Annotated in this window: 14 protein-coding genes; 4 read left to right on the top strand and 10 right to left on the bottom strand. The window is 60.3% G+C overall.

From position 1 onward, the window contains the following. Position 1 precedes the first annotated feature (1 nt). Both lipA and ACMXYI_RS03180 read left to right on the top strand, forming a co-directional pair. A complete protein-coding gene (gene lipA, locus ACMXYI_RS03185) occupies positions 2–1,024 on the top strand; it encodes a lipoyl synthase (protein ID WP_059402097.1) in 1,023 nt (340 codons plus the stop codon). 173 nt (positions 1,025–1,197) lie between these two features. After that, positions 1,198–2,148 carry a S66 peptidase family protein gene (locus ACMXYI_RS03180; RefSeq protein WP_415771618.1) on the top strand — a complete coding sequence of 317 codons (951 nt, stop codon included), beginning with the start codon at positions 1,198–1,200 and terminating at the stop codon, positions 2,146–2,148. Between the two features lie 46 nt (positions 2,149–2,194). Here the strand turns inward: ACMXYI_RS03180 and ACMXYI_RS03175 are convergent, their stop codons facing one another. The 5 genes from ACMXYI_RS03175 to leuS all read right to left on the bottom strand — a co-directional run bounded on the left by ACMXYI_RS03175 (position 2,195) and on the right by leuS (position 8,370). Continuing rightward, on the bottom strand, positions 2,195–3,517 hold the full coding sequence (locus ACMXYI_RS03175) for a lytic murein transglycosylase (protein ID WP_415771617.1): 1,323 nt from the start codon (positions 3,515–3,517) through the stop codon (positions 2,195–2,197). 62 nt (positions 3,518–3,579) lie between these two features. Further along, positions 3,580–3,744 carry an alternative ribosome rescue factor ArfA gene (gene arfA, locus ACMXYI_RS03170; RefSeq protein WP_056744572.1) on the bottom strand — a complete coding sequence of 55 codons (165 nt, stop codon included), beginning with the start codon at positions 3,742–3,744 and terminating at the stop codon, positions 3,580–3,582. Positions 3,745–3,992: 248 nt separating this feature from the next. Continuing rightward, positions 3,993–5,030 carry a DNA polymerase III subunit delta gene (gene holA, locus ACMXYI_RS03165; protein WP_008152842.1) on the bottom strand — a complete coding sequence of 346 codons (1,038 nt, stop codon included), beginning with the start codon at positions 5,028–5,030 and terminating at the stop codon, positions 3,993–3,995. Positions 5,031–5,069: 39 nt separating this feature from the next. Further along, entirely contained in the window at positions 5,070–5,675 is a 606-nt protein-coding gene (gene lptE / locus ACMXYI_RS03160) for an LPS assembly lipoprotein LptE (protein WP_415771615.1), read from the bottom strand. 88 nt (positions 5,676–5,763) lie between these two features. Then, positions 5,764–8,370: a leucine--tRNA ligase gene (leuS, locus tag ACMXYI_RS03155; RefSeq protein ID WP_415771614.1), complete on the bottom strand. Its 2,607-nt coding sequence runs from the start codon at positions 8,368–8,370 to the stop codon at positions 5,764–5,766. Positions 8,371–8,649: 279 nt separating this feature from the next. On the opposite strand from leuS, the gene ACMXYI_RS03150 reads away from it, so the two are divergent. Both ACMXYI_RS03150 and ACMXYI_RS03145 read left to right on the top strand, forming a co-directional pair. Then, a complete protein-coding gene (locus ACMXYI_RS03150) occupies positions 8,650–8,970 on the top strand; it encodes a hypothetical protein (RefSeq protein ID WP_046055542.1) in 321 nt (106 codons plus the stop codon). Positions 8,971–9,078: 108 nt separating this feature from the next. Then, positions 9,079–9,837 (top strand): YdcF family protein, encoded by a 759-nt coding sequence (locus tag ACMXYI_RS03145; protein ID WP_415771612.1) that lies wholly within the window; start codon positions 9,079–9,081, stop codon positions 9,835–9,837. Between the two features lie 134 nt (positions 9,838–9,971). Here ACMXYI_RS03145 and lnt read toward each other — a convergent pair whose 3' ends face one another. The 5 genes from lnt to miaB form a co-directional block, all read right to left on the bottom strand. Further along, complete coding sequence (gene lnt / locus ACMXYI_RS03140) at positions 9,972–11,495, bottom strand: apolipoprotein N-acyltransferase (protein ID WP_415771611.1); 1,524 nt, start codon at positions 11,493–11,495, stop codon at positions 9,972–9,974. Positions 11,496–11,503: 8 nt separating this feature from the next. Further along, positions 11,504–12,343: an HlyC/CorC family transporter gene (locus ACMXYI_RS03135; RefSeq protein WP_008152854.1), complete on the bottom strand. Its 840-nt coding sequence runs from the start codon at positions 12,341–12,343 to the stop codon at positions 11,504–11,506. Positions 12,344–12,348: 5 nt separating this feature from the next. After that, positions 12,349–12,843 (bottom strand): rRNA maturation RNase YbeY, encoded by a 495-nt coding sequence (gene ybeY, locus ACMXYI_RS03130; RefSeq protein ID WP_415771609.1) that lies wholly within the window; start codon positions 12,841–12,843, stop codon positions 12,349–12,351. Beyond that, positions 12,836–13,852 (bottom strand): PhoH family protein, encoded by a 1,017-nt coding sequence (locus ACMXYI_RS03125; protein WP_033054171.1) that lies wholly within the window; start codon positions 13,850–13,852, stop codon positions 12,836–12,838. Before ACMXYI_RS03125 ends, ybeY begins: the two co-directional genes overlap by 8 nt. A gap of 207 nt (positions 13,853–14,059) precedes the next feature. Then, complete coding sequence (miaB, locus tag ACMXYI_RS03120; protein WP_415771607.1) at positions 14,060–15,388, bottom strand: tRNA (N6-isopentenyl adenosine(37)-C2)-methylthiotransferase MiaB; 1,329 nt, start codon at positions 15,386–15,388, stop codon at positions 14,060–14,062. Positions 15,389–15,424 lie beyond the last annotated feature (36 nt).

Genomic DNA, 15,424 nt, shown 5'->3' with positions numbered 1-15,424 from the left:
TATGACTACTGATGCAGTGCAAACCATGATCCCGACGCTGGATGTCACCGAGCGTCCGGCCCCGCGTGCCAAGGTTGAAGCCGGCGTCAAGCTGCGCGGCGCCGAGAAGGTTGCACGTATCCCGGTGAAGATCATTCCGACCACCGAACTGCCGAAGAAACCTGACTGGATTCGCGTGCGTATCCCGGTTTCCCCGGAAGTCGACCGCATCAAGGCCCTGCTGCGCAAACACAAGCTGCACAGTGTCTGCGAAGAGGCGTCCTGCCCGAACCTGGGCGAATGCTTCTCCGGTGGCACCGCGACCTTCATGATCATGGGTGACATCTGCACCCGTCGCTGCCCGTTCTGCGACGTTGGCCATGGTCGTCCGAAGCCACTGGACGTCAACGAGCCGGAAAGCCTGGCCATTGCCATTGCCGACCTGAAACTCAAATACGTGGTGATCACCTCGGTTGACCGCGATGACCTGCGTGACGGTGGTGCCCAGCACTTTGCCGATTGCATCCGCGAGATCCGCAAACTGTCGCCGAACGTTCAGCTCGAAACCTTGGTCCCGGATTACCGTGGCCGTATGGACGTTGCGCTGGAAATCACCGCTGCCGAGCCGCCAGATGTGTTCAACCACAACCTGGAAACCGTGCCGCGCCTGTACAAGGCCGCGCGTCCGGGTTCGGATTACCAGTGGTCGCTGACCCTGCTGCAACGCTTCAAGCAGATGATGCCGCACATTCCGACCAAATCCGGCCTGATGCTGGGTCTGGGCGAGACCGACGAAGAAGTGATCGAAGTCATGAAGCGCATGCGCGAACACGACATCGACATGCTGACCTTGGGCCAATACCTGCAACCGTCCCGCAGCCACTTGCCGGTGCAGCGTTTCGTGCACCCGGACGTGTTCGCCTGGTTCGCCGAGGAAGGTTACAAGATGGGCTTCAAAAACGTCGCTTCCGGCCCGCTGGTACGTTCCTCGTACCACGCCGACGAGCAGGCGAAACTGGTCAAGGCCGAGCTGATGTCGTCCTGATCGGCTGCAAGACATGAAAACGCCCGCAAGGCATTGCGCCTTGCGGGCGTTTTTTTGCCTTGCCCACGGCAATCAGCGCTTTTTCCTGCAACCTGCGGGGCGACTGACCCTCTTCTGTTTGTCCCCGTTCCTGACTACTGTGTGCTGAAGTGTTCACGCAGGGAGATTCATGGATGACCGTTCGACCGACCCACACCCTTTGTCCTCATGTACCCGTTCCGGCTTTACCGTCGCAAGGGGTGATCGGCGTTATTGCGCCCGCCGGTCCCGCGGCGTTGGACACCGACAAGGCCATCACCTGGATGCGCGCTCGCGGATATTCACTGCGGGTTTTCCCCGGTGTGTATGAGAAAGATGATTACCTGGCCGGCAGTGATGATGTACGGCTCAATGACCTGCACGCAGCGTTCGCCGACAGTGAGGTCGACGCCATCATTTGCTTGCGGGGGGGTTACGGTACGCCGCGGTTGCTTGATCGCATCGACTTTGAACTGCTGCGCACCAATGCCAAGCCGTTCATCGGCTATAGCGACATCACCGCGCTGCACTTGGCGATCAGCCGTTATGCGGGCTTCGTGACCTTTCATGGCCCGATGCTCAACGCCGACCTGCTGGGTGACAAGCAAAAACCTACCGAGTCTTCATTCTTCAACATGCTCAGAGGACAGGTGAAGGCCGGTAGCGTGTTGACGCACCCGGTGGCCTACCCGTTGACCACAATCGAGCCTGGTATCGCTCACGGGCGTTTGTTGGGGGGCAATCTGTCGCTGATCGCTGCGACCATGGGCACGCCGTATGAGTTGGATGCCGAGGGCGTCATCCTGTTTATCGAGGACATTAATGAGCCGCTGTATCGCATCGACCGACTACTGACCCATCTGCGCCTGGCTGGCACGCTGCACAAGCTGCGCGGGGTTCTGGTGGGGGATGTGGCGGGGGTTGATACGGTTGCGTTGGAGCGCTTGCTCAAGCAGACCTTCGCACCTTTGCGGATACCGGTGTTGGCAGGGTGGCGCAGCGGGCATTGCGATCCGAACCTGACGTTGCCGATGGGCGCGCTGGTCAGGTTGGATGCGGGGAACAAGGAGTTGGTGTTGGAGCAGGATGTGGTGGTCAGGTCATAGCGCGTAGCAAAAAAAGATCGCAGCTTTCGGCTGCGATCTTTTGCTTTTAGCGGTTACGAAGGCCTTCGAGCAACTTATGCGTCGGATACCCATCCGCCGGCCAGCCAAACGACTGCTGGGCACTGCGGATCGCCTTGCGGGTGTTGGCACCGATAATGCCGTCGGCATTGCCCGCGTCGTAGTTTTGCGCGCTCAGCAGGCTTTGCAGTTCGATCCGCTCGGTACGGCTCAACGGCAAATCATCTTTGGGCCACGTGCCACTGATGAAGCCTGAACCGTTGAAACGCTCGGACAACAGGCTCACCGCCAAGGCATAGGACGATGAGTTGTTGTACTTGAGGATTGCGCGGAAGTTGTCGAGGACCAGGAACGCCGGGCCACGGTAACCGGCCGGCAGCAGCAGGGCGGCTGACAGGTGTTCGGAGCCTGGCGGAACCTGGCCGCCATTGGGCAGGGTGACGCCCAGTTGCAGCCATTCAGCGACGCTCTTGCGAATCGTGCCATCGGCCAGGACATAGTTGAAACTGCCCGGTAGCTGCACTTCAAAGCCCCACGGCTGGCCTTTCTGCCAGCCCGAGCTTTGCAGGTAGTGCGCCGTCGAGGCCAGGGCGTCGGCCGGGCTGCCCCAGATGTCGCGGCGACCATCGCCATCGAAGTCCACCGCGTGGGTGTTGTAGGTGGTCGGGATGAACTGGGTCTGGCCCATGGCGCCAGCCCAGGAGCCAAGCATTTTCTCAGGCTCGATATCACCCTGTTGCAGGATCTGTAGGGCGGCGATCAGTTGCGCGTGGGCAAACCCGGGACGCCGACCTTCATAAGCCAGGGTCGCCAGGGAATTAATCACCGACTTGTTGCCCTGGAACTGCCCGAAGTTACTTTCCATGCCCCACACCGAGACCAGTGCCTGACGATCGACGCCGTAGCGCTGTTCGATGCTTTGCAGGATGTCGGCGTACTGGCTGACCAGCGCCTCGCCTTTGCGTACCCGCAACGGCGAAAGGGCGCCGTCGAGGTATTCCCACACCGGGCGGGAGAATTCCGGCTGGCTGCGGTCGGCACGGATCACGCTGGTGTCGAGACTGACATTGGCGAAGGCGCGGTCGAACAGATCGGCGCGGATACCGGCGGCCAGAGCGTCCTTGCGGAAACCTGCCTGCCATTCGGCGAAGGTCTGGGTGGGCTGGATGTCGAGATTTTCACCAGTCGGAACCACGGGCGGAATGACCGCAGGGGCTGTCGCGACGGGGAGGGTCTGAAGCGGCTTGGCGTCGGCTGCGGTCGGTTTTTCCGCGCAGGCGACTAGCAAAACGAGGCTGGAGGCAGCTATCAGTTGGCGCAGGGGCCAACGACGGGAAATACAAAGGGGCATGCACGGGTCCAGGGAGTACGAATCAGGTGCAGACCTTAACATGTTGAGCGAGCGCTTGCCTTTCAGGCCGCCAGAAAGTAAGAAGCCTCCCAGCTATTAGACTGGAAGGCTTCGCGGCGGTAGCTGCCTTTGCCCTTGCCGGCTGGTTCCTGACGGCTGCGGAACAGTGGCTGGGCAATGATGGATTTGGCCTTGTTCGGGCCATGTTTCGATGGCTTTTTGCTCATGATGATTTCTCGCAAGTGAGTGGGTTTCGCGGGGCAAATCATCGGCCGAAGTCGGGGTTCTGTCTAGCCCCACATTGTGTAGGACCTTTCGTAGAGCGCAGAACCTGTAGCAGCTGGCGAAGCCTGCGTTCGGCTGCGAAGCAGTCGCCAAGCCAAGCGGCGCGGTGTGTCAGGATGATCCCGGATTCAGAGTTTACGACTGCTTCGCAGCCGAACGCAGGCTTCGCCAGCTGCTACAGTGGGCGTGTTTACTCGGCGGGCAACGACAATCTTTGGCCGGCCATCAACAACGACAACCGACTGAGGCTCATCCACGGCGAACCGGCGGCCTGGCCTTTGATCTGTGCGTCGATGCGCTGTGCTTCCAGCAACAACTGCGCCCAGCGTTGCGCCGAGTAGCGTTGTAAGGCTTTGCTCATCAATGGTTTGCGTTTGTCCCAGACCGGCGGTCGGGCTGAGCTGAAGGCTTTGTCCAGCGGCACGCCCTGGCTGTACTGCAACGACAGGTTGGCCAGCAGACGCAGCTCCCGGGCCAGCGCCCAGAGAATCACGGGTGGTTCGACGCCTTCACCGCGCAGCCCTTCGAGCATGCGCAGGGCATGAGCCGCTTCGCCGTTGAGAATCGCATCGGTCAGGCCAAAGACATCGAAGCGCGCACTGTCGGCCACCGCCGCTTGCACGGTTTCAACGGTGATCTGACCACCTTCGGCCATCAGTTTGAGCTTTTCGATTTCCTGGGCTGCTGCCAGCAGATTGCCCTCGACCCGTGCGGCGATCAGCTCGACGGCGTCCTGGCTGGCGGAAAGCCCGGCCTGGGACAACCGTTGACGGATCCAGCTCGGCAACTGGTTGGCCTCTATCGGCCAGATTTGCACGAACTGGGTCTGCTGACCTTCGACCAGCGCCTTGCCCCACTTGGTTTTCTGCGCACTGCCATCAAGTTTCGGCAGGCTGATCAGCAACACCGTGTCTTCGGCGGGCCGTGAGCAGTACTCGATAAACGCCGCAGCGCCTTTGTCACCGGGTTTGCCGGACGGCAGACGCAGTTCCAGCAGGCGCTTTTCGGCGAACAGCGACATGCTCGCGCCGGCTTGCAGCAACGTTCCCCAGTCGAAACTGGCGTCGGCGGCGAAGACCTGGCGCTCGTCGAATCCCTGTTGGCGAGCGGCGGCACGAATGGCGTCGGCGGCTTCCTGACACAGCAATGGGTCATCGCCACTGATGATGTAGACCGGCGCGAGGGCACCTTGCAGGTGTTTGGCGAGTTGGGCGGGGGCGAGTTTCATAGAAGAGGTCGAACGGGGCGCCTGAGCGCCCCGTAAGTCTTACTGCTGCGGCAGTTCGATTGGCGACTGGCGCGGCGTTTGCGCTTCAGCCTTCTGCGCCGCTTCCAATGCATCGGCTTCAGCCTTGGCTTTGGCGTTGGCGGTCTGTTGCATCTGATCCAGCTGAGCCGGAGTGAGCTGTTGCAGACGCAGCATCATCCGTTGAACCAGTTCACGACGGGTTTCCTTGCGGGCGTCGTTGGCTTCCTGGTCGGAGCCCACCAGGTTGCTGCCATCGTGGATAAAGATTTTTTGCACTTCGAGCTTGTCGCTCAGCAGCGACAAGTTGCTCTCACCACGGATGTCGTAGTTCAGCACTGTGCTCACCTGATACTCGCCAGTACGACCGGCACCTGCGTAGCTGAGAATGCGCTGGCTTTCCTGCTCATCGGTCAGCACCAGCTTGTAGGGGGCGCCGGTGTAAACCTTGACGCCGCTGCTTTCGAGTACCTGACGCAGTTGAGTCACGGTTTCGCCGTAGGCGTTGCGGGCACTCAGGTCGAGTTCCTTGATCGCCAGTTCATTGGTGCCGGTGCCGCGCAGCTGGAAACCGCAGGCGCTCAACAGGACCGCAAGGCCCATCACCAGCAAATTGCGTTTGATCATCTTGTTGCTCCCCTTGAAACCATGTGGGCCGATCTTGCGGCCCGAAAGGTTTTACTCGGCGCCAGGCATGACCTGGCGCCTGATCCAATTAGCTGGCGACGATATTGACCAGTTTCCCGGGCACTACGATCACTTTACGAATGGTCAGACCGTCGACAAAGCGCAGCACGTTCTCGTTGGCCCGTGCGGCGGCTTCGACTTCTTCGCGGCTGGCGCTGGCGGGCATTTCGATGTGGCCGCGCAGCTTGCCGTTGACCTGGATGACCAGTTGCAGGCTGTCTTGCACCAGAGCGTTCTCGTCCAGCACAGGCCAGCCTGCGTCGATCACCGGGTCGGCGTGACCCAGGCGATGCCACAGTTCATGGCTGATGTGCGGAGTGATTGGCGCCAGCAGCAGGACCACGGTTTCCAGGCCTTCGTGAATCAGTGCGCGATCCTGCTCGGTGCCTTGCGGGGCTTTTTCCAGCACGTTCATCAGCGTCATCACCTGAGCGATGGCGGTGTTGAATTTGTGGTTCTGGCCGACGTCGTGGCTGGCCTGCTTGATGGCCTGGTGGATCGAACGGCGAATGGCTTTCTGCTCATCATTCAGGTCGGCGACGTCCAGTTTGCCCGGCAGGCCCTGAGTGACGTGGGCTTGAGCCAGGCGCCAGACGCGCTTGAGGAAGCGGTGCGAACCTTCTACTCCGGAGTCGGACCATTCCGCGCTCATGTCAGGTGGCGAGGCGAACATCATGAACAGGCGGCAGGTGTCTGCGCCGAACTGGTCAATCATCGACTGTGGGTCGACGCCGTTGTTCTTCGACTTGGCCATCTTCTCGGTGCCACCGATTTCCACCGGCAGGCCGTCTGCGATCAACTTGGCGCTAATAACCTTGGCCTTGCTGTCGCGTTCGAGTTCCACGTCCGCCGGGTTGAACCAGGTGTAGGCACCGTTGGCTTCGCGACGATAGTAGGTCTCGGCGATCACCATGCCCTGGGTCAGCAGGTTCTTGAACGGCTCGTTGGAGCTCACCAGGCCTTCGTCGCGCATCAGCTTGTGGAAGAAGCGCGCATAGAGCAGGTGGAGAATCGCGTGTTCGATACCGCCGATGTACTGGTCCACCGGCAACCAATGGTCGGCCGCCGATTTTTCCACCAGACCGCCTTCATAGTGCGGCGAGGCGTAACGGGCGTAGTACCACGAGGACTCGACGAAGGTGTCCATGGTGTCGGTTTCACGTTTGGCCGGTGCGCCGCATTTCGGGCAGCTGCACTCGTAGAACTCGGGCATGCGCGCCAGTGGCGAACCGGCGCCGTCCGGTACGACGTCTTCCGGCAATACGACGGGCAGTTGATCTTCCGGAACTGGCACATCACCGCAAGTGGTGCAGTGGATGATCGGGATCGGGCAGCCCCAGTAGCGCTGACGGCTGATGCCCCAGTCGCGCAGGCGGAACTGGGTACGCGAGGCGCCGAGGTTTTTCTTGATCAGCGCGACTTCAATAGCGTCGAACGCACCAGCGAAGTCCAGGCCGTCGAACTCGCCGGAGTTGATCAGCGTGCCGTGTTCACCATAAGCGTCCTGCCACGGAGCCGGGTTGGTGTCACCGGAGCTGGTGCGCACCACGGACTTGATCGGCAGGTTGTACTTGGTGGCGAACTCGAAATCACGTTCGTCGTGAGCCGGTACGGCCATGACCGCGCCATCGCCGTAGTGCATCAGCACGTAGTTGGCGACCCACACCGGGAGTTTCTCACCGGTCAGCGGGTGCGCGACGAACAGCGAGGTCGGCAGACCTTTTTTCTCTTGAGTGGCGACGTCGGCTTCGGCGACGCTGCCGCCCTTGCATTCAGCGATGAACGCCTGCAGCTCAGGGTTGTTCTGTGCAGCCAGGGTGGCCAGATGGTGTTCAGCGGCTACGGCAACGTAGGTTGCGCCCATCAAGGTGTCCGGACGGGTGGTGAAGACTTTCAGCGCGCCGGTTTCGCCGATGGAGTCGACGTCGTATGGGAACTGCACTTCCATGCCGCGGGATTTGCCGATCCAGTTGCGCTGCATGGTCTTGACCTGTTCAGGCCAGCCAGTCAGTTCGTCGAGGCTATCCAGCAGCTCATCCGCGTAAGCGGTGATCTTGAAGTAGTACATCGGGATTTCGCGCTTTTCGATCAGCGCGCCGGAACGCCAGCCGCGACCGTCGATCACCTGTTCGTTGGCCAGAACGGTCTGATCGACCGGGTCCCAGTTCACGGTGCCGCTTTTTTTGTAGATCACGCCTTTTTCGAACAGGCGAGTGAACAGCCATTGTTCCCAGCGGTAGTAATCAGGCTTGCAGGTGGTGACTTCGCGGGACCAGTCCACCGCGAGGCCCAGGCTGCGCAGCTGGGTTTTCATGTAGGCGATGTTTTCGTAGGTCCACTTGGCGGGCGCTACGTTGTTCTTCATCGCGGCGTTTTCCGCCGGCATGCCGAAGGCATCCCAACCCATGGGTTGCAGGACGTTCTTGCCTTGCATGCGCTGGTAGCGGGAGATCACGTCGCCGATGGTGTAGTTGCGCACGTGCCCCATGTGTAGCTTGCCGCTGGGGTAAGGGAACATCGACAGGCAGTAGAAAGTCTCCTTGCCTGGCTGTTCACTGACTTCAAAGGACTTTTGCTCGTCCCAGAACGACTGGGCGGCGGCTTCGATTTCACGGGGCTGATATTGTTCGTGCATGGCTACTTTTGAACTGAATAGGGGTGGCCTAATCCTCTTCAATGCAACGCTGGACGGTGATCACGCCAAATCGGCGTTTCGGTGCCCGGACGAGCTGGAAGTGGAGTTACAGGAAGCGCCGTAGCATACATGACCGCACTCTACCGAGGGAAACCCTGATTACTGCTGCGGGTTGCCCAAAAACCGCTGCGAGGGCCGTTGGTCGCAGCATTCAGCCGGTTTGTTCATGGAAGCTAAGCTCTAAATGGGGAGTGAGTCTTATCTTCAATGAGGTGATGGATGGTTGAGTCACGGCAAAAAGTTACAAAACCGGAGCTGTACGAAAGACTGATCGATCGTCTGGGAATGGCCCTGGACGCGGCAAAAACCGCTGGCCGGTTACGCGATGAGCGCCCGCTGGAACTGGAATTGCGTGGCTTGAGCCCCGCAGAGTTTGCACTGGTCAAGGCGTATCTCGATCGCAGTGAACGTGAGACACACGGATGCTTGTCAGAAGCAGTGAAGCAACTCGACGCACCACGTTCGGCCAAGATCATCTGGCTCAAGGACAAGGTTCCCGGCAGGGACGCGGTAAAGGTCCGGTCTTTGCAATTCAAGTAAGGACACTGGAAGTAATGTCTGATGTATTTGTGAAGCATAGTCCTTCCGTATTTGTTGTCGCATTGCGTCAACCCACTTAGGCTTCGGGCATCTTTTTGGAGATGCTCGATGCCTTTTCGATATTTCGTTAAACAACTCCTGTTGCCGCCCGGCATTCTTTTGCTGTTGTTGGTGCTTGCCTGGTGGTTGCGTCGCTCAAGACCGCGCCTTGCCGGGTTGTGCTTTGCGCTGGGCGTGGGCGGCTTCTGGCTGATGAGTCTGCCGGTGGTGGTGCAGTGGGGCGCCAAGGCGCTGGAGCGTGAAGCGCCGCTGGCTCGCGACGATTGGGCAACGCTGAGTCAGCGCGCCGATGCAATCGTGGTGCTCGGTTCGGGGCGTGAGCGGGGCGATCTGGCATGGGGCGCTGACCAGCCAACGGGCGTGGGCCTGGAACGCGAGCGCTATGCGGCGCGGCTGGCCAAGGCTTCCGGTTTGCCGATTCTGACCAGCGGTGGCCTGCATTACGGCACCCCGCCGACCGAAGCGAAGTTGATGGCGGACTCGTTGCGCGATGATTTCGGCGTGGCCGTGCGTTGGCAGGAAGGGCGCAGCCGCACGACCCGGGAGAACGCGGAGTTCAGCGCGGAAGTTTTGTTGCCGGAGGGGATCAAGCGCGTGGTCGTCGTGACTCAAGCCTGGCACATGCCACGAGCGGTCTGGAGTTTCAAAAAGGCAGGATTTGAAGTTGTGCCAGCGCCGGTGGGGTTTTTAGGCGTGGACAACGCCCGGCCACTGGGCGGCTGGATGCCGGAATTCAAGTCGATCTGGCAGAGCGGGCAGTTGTTGAATGAGGCGGTGGGGCAGATCGGTTACTCAATGTTTTACTGATGCGATGTCGGCGCTGATTGATCGTTCCCACGCTCCGCGTGGGAATGCCGCCGGGGACGCTCCGCGTTCCGCTGTTGACGTTGTGACGCAGAGCGTCACGGGATGCATTCCCACGCGGAGCGTGGGAACGATCATCAGACTGTCTTGGCCATCCGGCTTGCGATCAACGCCCAACCAAACAACAGCACGCAAACAATGATCAGCGGCCACGAGCGCCATTGCAGATAAGGCGTCAGGTTGTGCATGGGCACCACTTCACCGTACAAAATGCCGCGCTCGAACTGCGGGATCTGCACGGTGATCTGGCCGAACGGGTTGATCAAGCCGGTCACGCCGTTGTTGGTGGCGCGGATCATCCAGCGACCGGCTTCCAGTGCGCGCATCTGCGCCATCTGCAAGTGTTGCAGCGGGCCGATGGACGTGCCGAACCAGGTGTCATTACTGATGGTCAGCAGCAGATCGCTACGCGCCGCAAGGCTGGCGGCGAATTCCGGGTAAACCACTTCGTAGCAGATGAACGGCGCAATCTGATAACCCTTGGCCTGCAGCATCGGCTGATCAGCCGGGCCACGGGCAAAGTCTGACATCGGCAGGTCGAAGAAGGCGATCAGCCCGCGCAGCACGTCCTGTAACGGGACGTATTCGCCAAACGGCACCAGCTTCTGTTTGAGGTAAGTGCCATCGCCTTCACCCACGACGGTGATGCCGTTGTAGAAACGCTTCTGGTGATGGACTTCCTCGCGAATCGGTACGCCAGTAATCAGCGCGGATTGACGCTCTGCAGCGAAGTTTCCCATCATGTTCAGGTAGCCCTCGGCGGACTCCTTGAGCACCGGAATGGCCGTTTCCGGCCAGATCAGCAAGTCGACCGGTTTCGAGCTGAAACTCATGTCGCGGTACAGCGCCAACTGCGCGTTGAGCTGCGCCGGGTCCCACTTCATGCTCTGTTCGATGTTGCCCTGAATCGCCGCGACACTCAGCGGAGCACCCGCCGGGGTTGTCCAGGCGTGTTCCTTGAGCGCCATGCCGGCCACCCAAGGGCCGACCAGCAGCAACACACCCGCGGCGATGAAACCTTTGCGGTTTGTGCGTACCAGGCGCAAAGCGTTACAGAACAGCGCGGCCGTCAGGGCCAGGGTGAAGGAGATCAGCCACATCCCGCCGAGTGGCGCGAGCCCGGCCAAGGGGCCGTCGAGCTGGCTGTAGCCAGAATAAAGCCAGGGAAAACCGGTCAGGAACCAGCCGCGAAACGCTTCTTGACCGACCCACAACGCCGCAAACGCAAGGGCATCGGCCAGCGGCGCTTCGTTACGGCGCAGCCAACGCGCCCAGATCCAGGCGGGCAGGGCGAAGAACCAGGCAATCGCCGCCGTGAAGATCAGCATCAGGAAACCGGCCAGCAGCACCGAAGCGCCGCCGAAGTGGTGAATGCTGTAGTAGATCCAACTGGTGCCAGCGCCAAACAGACCGAAACCGAAACACCAGCCACGGCCCAAGGCCTGGCGGGGGCTCAGTTCGCGTAAGCCGGCATAGAAGAAACCGACCGCCAGCAACGCCAACGGCCAGATATCGAACGGCGCCAGGGCCAGGGTGGTGATTGCACCGGCCACCACGGCCAGCAGGTTACCGGGCCAGCCGGGGCGGGTTACGCGGAGCATGTCAATCCTTAACGGGCAATGGGTGTCAGGCGCAGCAGGTGAATACGACGGCTGTCGGCGTTCAGGATGCGGAAGCGATAAGGGCCGATTTCAGTGATTTCGTTGCGTTTTGGCAGGTGCCCGAACGCGCTCATCACCAGACCGCCGACAGTGTCGAATTCGTCATCGGAGAATTGGCTGTCGAAGAACTCGTTGAAGTTCTCGATCGGCGTCAGGGCCTTGATCAGGAAATCACCGCTGGGTAGCGGCTTGATGTAGCTGTCTTCTTCGACGTCATGCTCGTCTTCGATGTCGCCGACGATTTGTTCCAGCACGTCTTCGATGGTCACCAGACCCGCCACACCGCCGTATTCGTCAATGACGATGGCCATGTGGTTGTGGTTGGCGCGGAACTCGCGCAGCAGCACATTCAGACGCTTGGACTCGGGCACGAAGGTGGCCGGGCGCAGCAGGTCCTTGATGTTGAAGCTGTCTCCGTTCTCCTTGAGGATCAACGGCAGCAAGTCCTTGGCCAGCAACACGCCCATCACGTCATCGTGGCTTTCGCCGATCACCGGGTAGCGGGAGTGGGCCGAGTCGACCACGGCAGGCAGGAACTCGCGGGGTGTCTGGGTCGCCTTGATGCTGATCATCTGCGAGCGCGGGACCATGATGTCCCGTACTTGCAGGTCAGCAACCTGGATGGCGCCTTCGACGATGGCCAGCGCTTCGCTGTCCAGCAACTTGTTTTGGTGTGCATCGCGCAGCAGCTCCAGCAGCTCCTGGCGGTTCTTCGGCTCGTGGGCAAAAGCCTGGGTGAGCTTACCCAGCCATGACTTTTGCCCGTTGCTCGATCGATCTTCGCTCATAGCGATTACTCTGAATCCTTTGTTGTAACGATAGGGGATGCGTCGGTTTCGTCGTCCGCATACGGGTCGGGATAGCCCAACTCTGCAAGCAACGTTCGTTCCAGTGCTTCCATTTCTTCGGCTTCGTCGTCATCTATATGGTCGTAACCCAGCAGATGCAAGCAGCCATGAATGACCAGATGCGCCCAATGGGCCTTGAGCTCCTTGCCTTGTTCGGCGGCTTCGCGCTCGACCACCGCCACGCAGATCACCAGATCGCCCAGCAGCGGAATGTCGAGAAACTCGTCGGGCACATCGGCAGGAAACGACAAGACGTTAGTGGCGTAATCCTTTTGCCGCCAGGTGTGGTTCAGCTCGCGACCTTCCTCTTCATCGACCAAACGGATGGTCATTTCGGAGTCGGCTGTGCGCTGGCGCAGCGCCAGTTCGCACCATTGGCGGAACTCGGCTTCGCTTGGGGCAGGCGCGTCGGTAGCCAGTTGCAGATCAAGCTCAAGCATCGTGGCGATTGTCCTTGGACGAGAACTTCGCCGGTTCGTCGGCCACGCGATTCTCGAAGCGCTCGTAGGCTTCGACGATGCGCTGCACCAATGGATGGCGCACGACGTCTTTGGGCATGAAATGGGTGAAGCTGATTCCCGGTACGTCTTTGAGCACTTCGATCACATGGTGCAGCCCGGACTTGGTGCCTTTCGGCAGGTCGACCTGGGTGATGTCACCGGTGATGACTGCTGTGGAGCCGAAGCCGATCCGGGTCAGGAACATCTTCATCTGTTCGACGGTGGTGTTCTGGCTTTCGTCGAGGATGATGAAACTGTTGTTCAAGGTGCGACCGCGCATGTAGGCCAGCGGTGCAACTTCGATCACCTGGCGTTCGATCAGCTTGGCGACGTGTTCGAAGCCGAGCATTTCGTAGAGCGCGTCGTAAAGTGGGCGCAGGTACGGGTCGATCTTCTGCGACAGGTCGCCGGGCAGGAAGCCGAGCTTTTCGCCCGCTTCAACCGCCGGGCGCACCAGCAGGATGCGGCGAATCTGCTCGCGTTCCAGCGCGTCTACCGCGCAGGCAACGGCCAGATAAGTCTTGCCGGTACCGGCCGGGCCGATGCCGAAGTTGATGTCGTTACCGAGGATTTCCTTCACATAGCGCAACTGATTCAAGCCGCGAGGGCGAATCATGCCTTTTTTGGTGCGCAGGGCGACGGAAGGTTCGGAGGGGGAGACGTTGTCCAGCTCTTCGACGGCCGATTCCTGCAGGAACAGGTGAACCATGTCCGGCGACAGCTCGGTACCCTTGGTTTCCCGGTACAGACGGCGCAGGAGGTTTTCCGCGGAGGTGGTGTGTTTGGGTTCGCCGATCAGTTCGAACTGGTTTCCGCGGTTGCGGATCTCGATGGTCAGGCGCTGTTCGATCAAGCGCAGATGCTCGTCGAATTGCCCGCACAGATTGGCGAAGCGGCGAGCTTCAAAAGGCTCGAGGATAAAACGATGTGGTTCTATGGGTGCGTTCAAGGTCGTATTTAGCCGCCCTGGGGCAATTAAGATGAAATCAAGGATAACGCCAGAGGCCTGGGTGCGAAAGCTCTTAAATAAAGCAACGTCCAACACCGCCCCTGTAGCAGCAAAGCTTGCTCGCGATGGCTGTCTGGCATTCAACATATGAGTCGTCTGACCTGGCGCCATCGCGAGCAAGCTCGGCTCCCACAATGATGTGCGGTGTTACTGGATCAACGAGCCCCGCAGCGAGTGCGGCTGAGCGGCGTCGATGTGCACATCGGCGAACTGCCCAATCAAGGTCGGATTGTCGCAGCGGAAATTGACGATGCGGTTGTTCTCGGTCCGGCCTTGCAGTTCGCCGGGGTCTTTTTTCGAATAATCGGTCACCAGGATTCGCTGGATCGAACCGACCATTTGTCGGCTGATCTCGAAACCTTGCTGGTTCAGGCGATGTTGCAGGGCGTTCAGGCGTTCTTTTTTCAGCTCTTCCGGCGTTTCGTCGGCCAGATCGGCAGCCGGAGTACCCGGGCGCTGGCTATAGACGAACGAGTAGGAGAAGTCGAAACCGACGTCTTCGATCAGCTTCATGGTCTGTTCGAAGTCTTTCTCGGTCTCGCCCGGGAAGCCGACGATGAAGTCCGAACTGATGCAAATCCCCGGCACAGCGGCCCGCAGTTTGCGCAGTTTGGATTTGTATTCCAGCGCGGTGTGGTTGCGCTTCATCGCCGCCAGGATTCGGTCCGAACCCGATTGCACCGGCAAGTGCAGGTGTTTGACCAGTTCCGGCACGTCGGCGTGAGCCTGAATCAGGCTGTCGGAGAACTCCAGCGGGTGTGAGGTGGTGTAGCGGATGCGGTCGATGCCATCGACGGCGGCGACGACGCGGATCAGTTCGGCCAGGTCAGCCAAACGACCATCATGAGTGGTCCCGCGATAGCCATTGACGTTCTGCCCCAGCAGGGTCACTTCGCGCACGCCGTTTTCAGCCAGGTGGATGATCTCGGCGATCACGTCATCGAAGGGGCGGCTGACTTCTTCACCTCGGGTGTAAGGCACCACGCAGAACGTGCAGTACTTGCTGCAGCCTTCCATGACCGACACGTAGGCGCTTGGCCCATCGACGCGCGGCTCGGGCAAGTGGTCGAACTTTTCGATTTCCGGGAACGAGACGTCGACTTGCGGCAGCTTGGTAGCGCGGGCGGCGTCGATCATTTCCGGCAGGCGGTGCAGGGTCTGCGGGCCGAAGACCACGTCCACGTAAGGGGCGCGGTCGCGAATTGCAGCGCCTTCCTGGCTGGCCACGCAACCGCCGACGGCGATCACCATGTCCGGGTTGGCCAGTTTCAGTTCGCGCCAGCGGCCGAGCTGAGAATACACCCGGTCCTGGGCGCGTTCGCGGATCGAGCAGGTATTGAGCAGGATCACGTCGGCATCTTCAGCGCGAGCGGTGACTTCCAGGGCCTGGTGTTCGCCCAGCAGATCGACCATGCGCGAGCTGTCGTACTCGTTCATCTGGCAACCGTGGGTTTCGATGTAAAGCTTCTTGGCCATGGACAGAGTCATCACGTGATTCAAAGAACCGCGCAT

This window comes from Pseudomonas lyxosi (assembly GCF_047758685.1).
GTDB lineage: Bacteria > Pseudomonadota > Gammaproteobacteria > Pseudomonadales > Pseudomonadaceae > Aquipseudomonas > Aquipseudomonas lyxosi.
Note: the sequence above shows the minus strand (reverse complement) of the source record. Positions and strands in the feature narration are given on the sequence as shown.

What these genes read in the sequence shown, in the direction of transcription:
- lipA (WP_059402097.1), top strand. Translation starts at nt 2, where the DNA reads ATGACTACTGATGCAGTGCAAACCATGATCCCGACGCTGGATGTCACC.
- ACMXYI_RS03180 (WP_415771618.1), top strand. Translation starts at nt 1,198, where the DNA reads ATGACCGTTCGACCGACCCACACCCTTTGTCCTCATGTACCCGTTCCG.
- ACMXYI_RS03175 (WP_415771617.1), bottom strand. Translation starts at nt 3,517, where the DNA reads ATGCCCCTTTGTATTTCCCGTCGTTGGCCCCTGCGCCAACTGATAGCT.
- arfA (WP_056744572.1), bottom strand. Translation starts at nt 3,744, where the DNA reads ATGAGCAAAAAGCCATCGAAACATGGCCCGAACAAGGCCAAATCCATC.
- holA (WP_008152842.1), bottom strand. Translation starts at nt 5,030, where the DNA reads ATGAAACTCGCCCCCGCCCAACTCGCCAAACACCTGCAAGGTGCCCTC.
- lptE (WP_415771615.1), bottom strand. Translation starts at nt 5,675, where the DNA reads ATGATCAAACGCAATTTGCTGGTGATGGGCCTTGCGGTCCTGTTGAGC.
- leuS (WP_415771614.1), bottom strand. Translation starts at nt 8,370, where the DNA reads ATGCACGAACAATATCAGCCCCGTGAAATCGAAGCCGCCGCCCAGTCG.
- ACMXYI_RS03150 (WP_046055542.1), top strand. Translation starts at nt 8,650, where the DNA reads ATGGTTGAGTCACGGCAAAAAGTTACAAAACCGGAGCTGTACGAAAGA.
- ACMXYI_RS03145 (WP_415771612.1), top strand. Translation starts at nt 9,079, where the DNA reads ATGCCTTTTCGATATTTCGTTAAACAACTCCTGTTGCCGCCCGGCATT.
- lnt (WP_415771611.1), bottom strand. Translation starts at nt 11,495, where the DNA reads ATGCTCCGCGTAACCCGCCCCGGCTGGCCCGGTAACCTGCTGGCCGTG.
- ACMXYI_RS03135 (WP_008152854.1), bottom strand. Translation starts at nt 12,343, where the DNA reads ATGAGCGAAGATCGATCGAGCAACGGGCAAAAGTCATGGCTGGGTAAG.
- ybeY (WP_415771609.1), bottom strand. Translation starts at nt 12,843, where the DNA reads ATGCTTGAGCTTGATCTGCAACTGGCTACCGACGCGCCTGCCCCAAGC.
- miaB (WP_415771607.1), bottom strand. Translation starts at nt 15,388, where the DNA reads ATGGCCAAGAAGCTTTACATCGAAACCCACGGTTGCCAGATGAACGAG.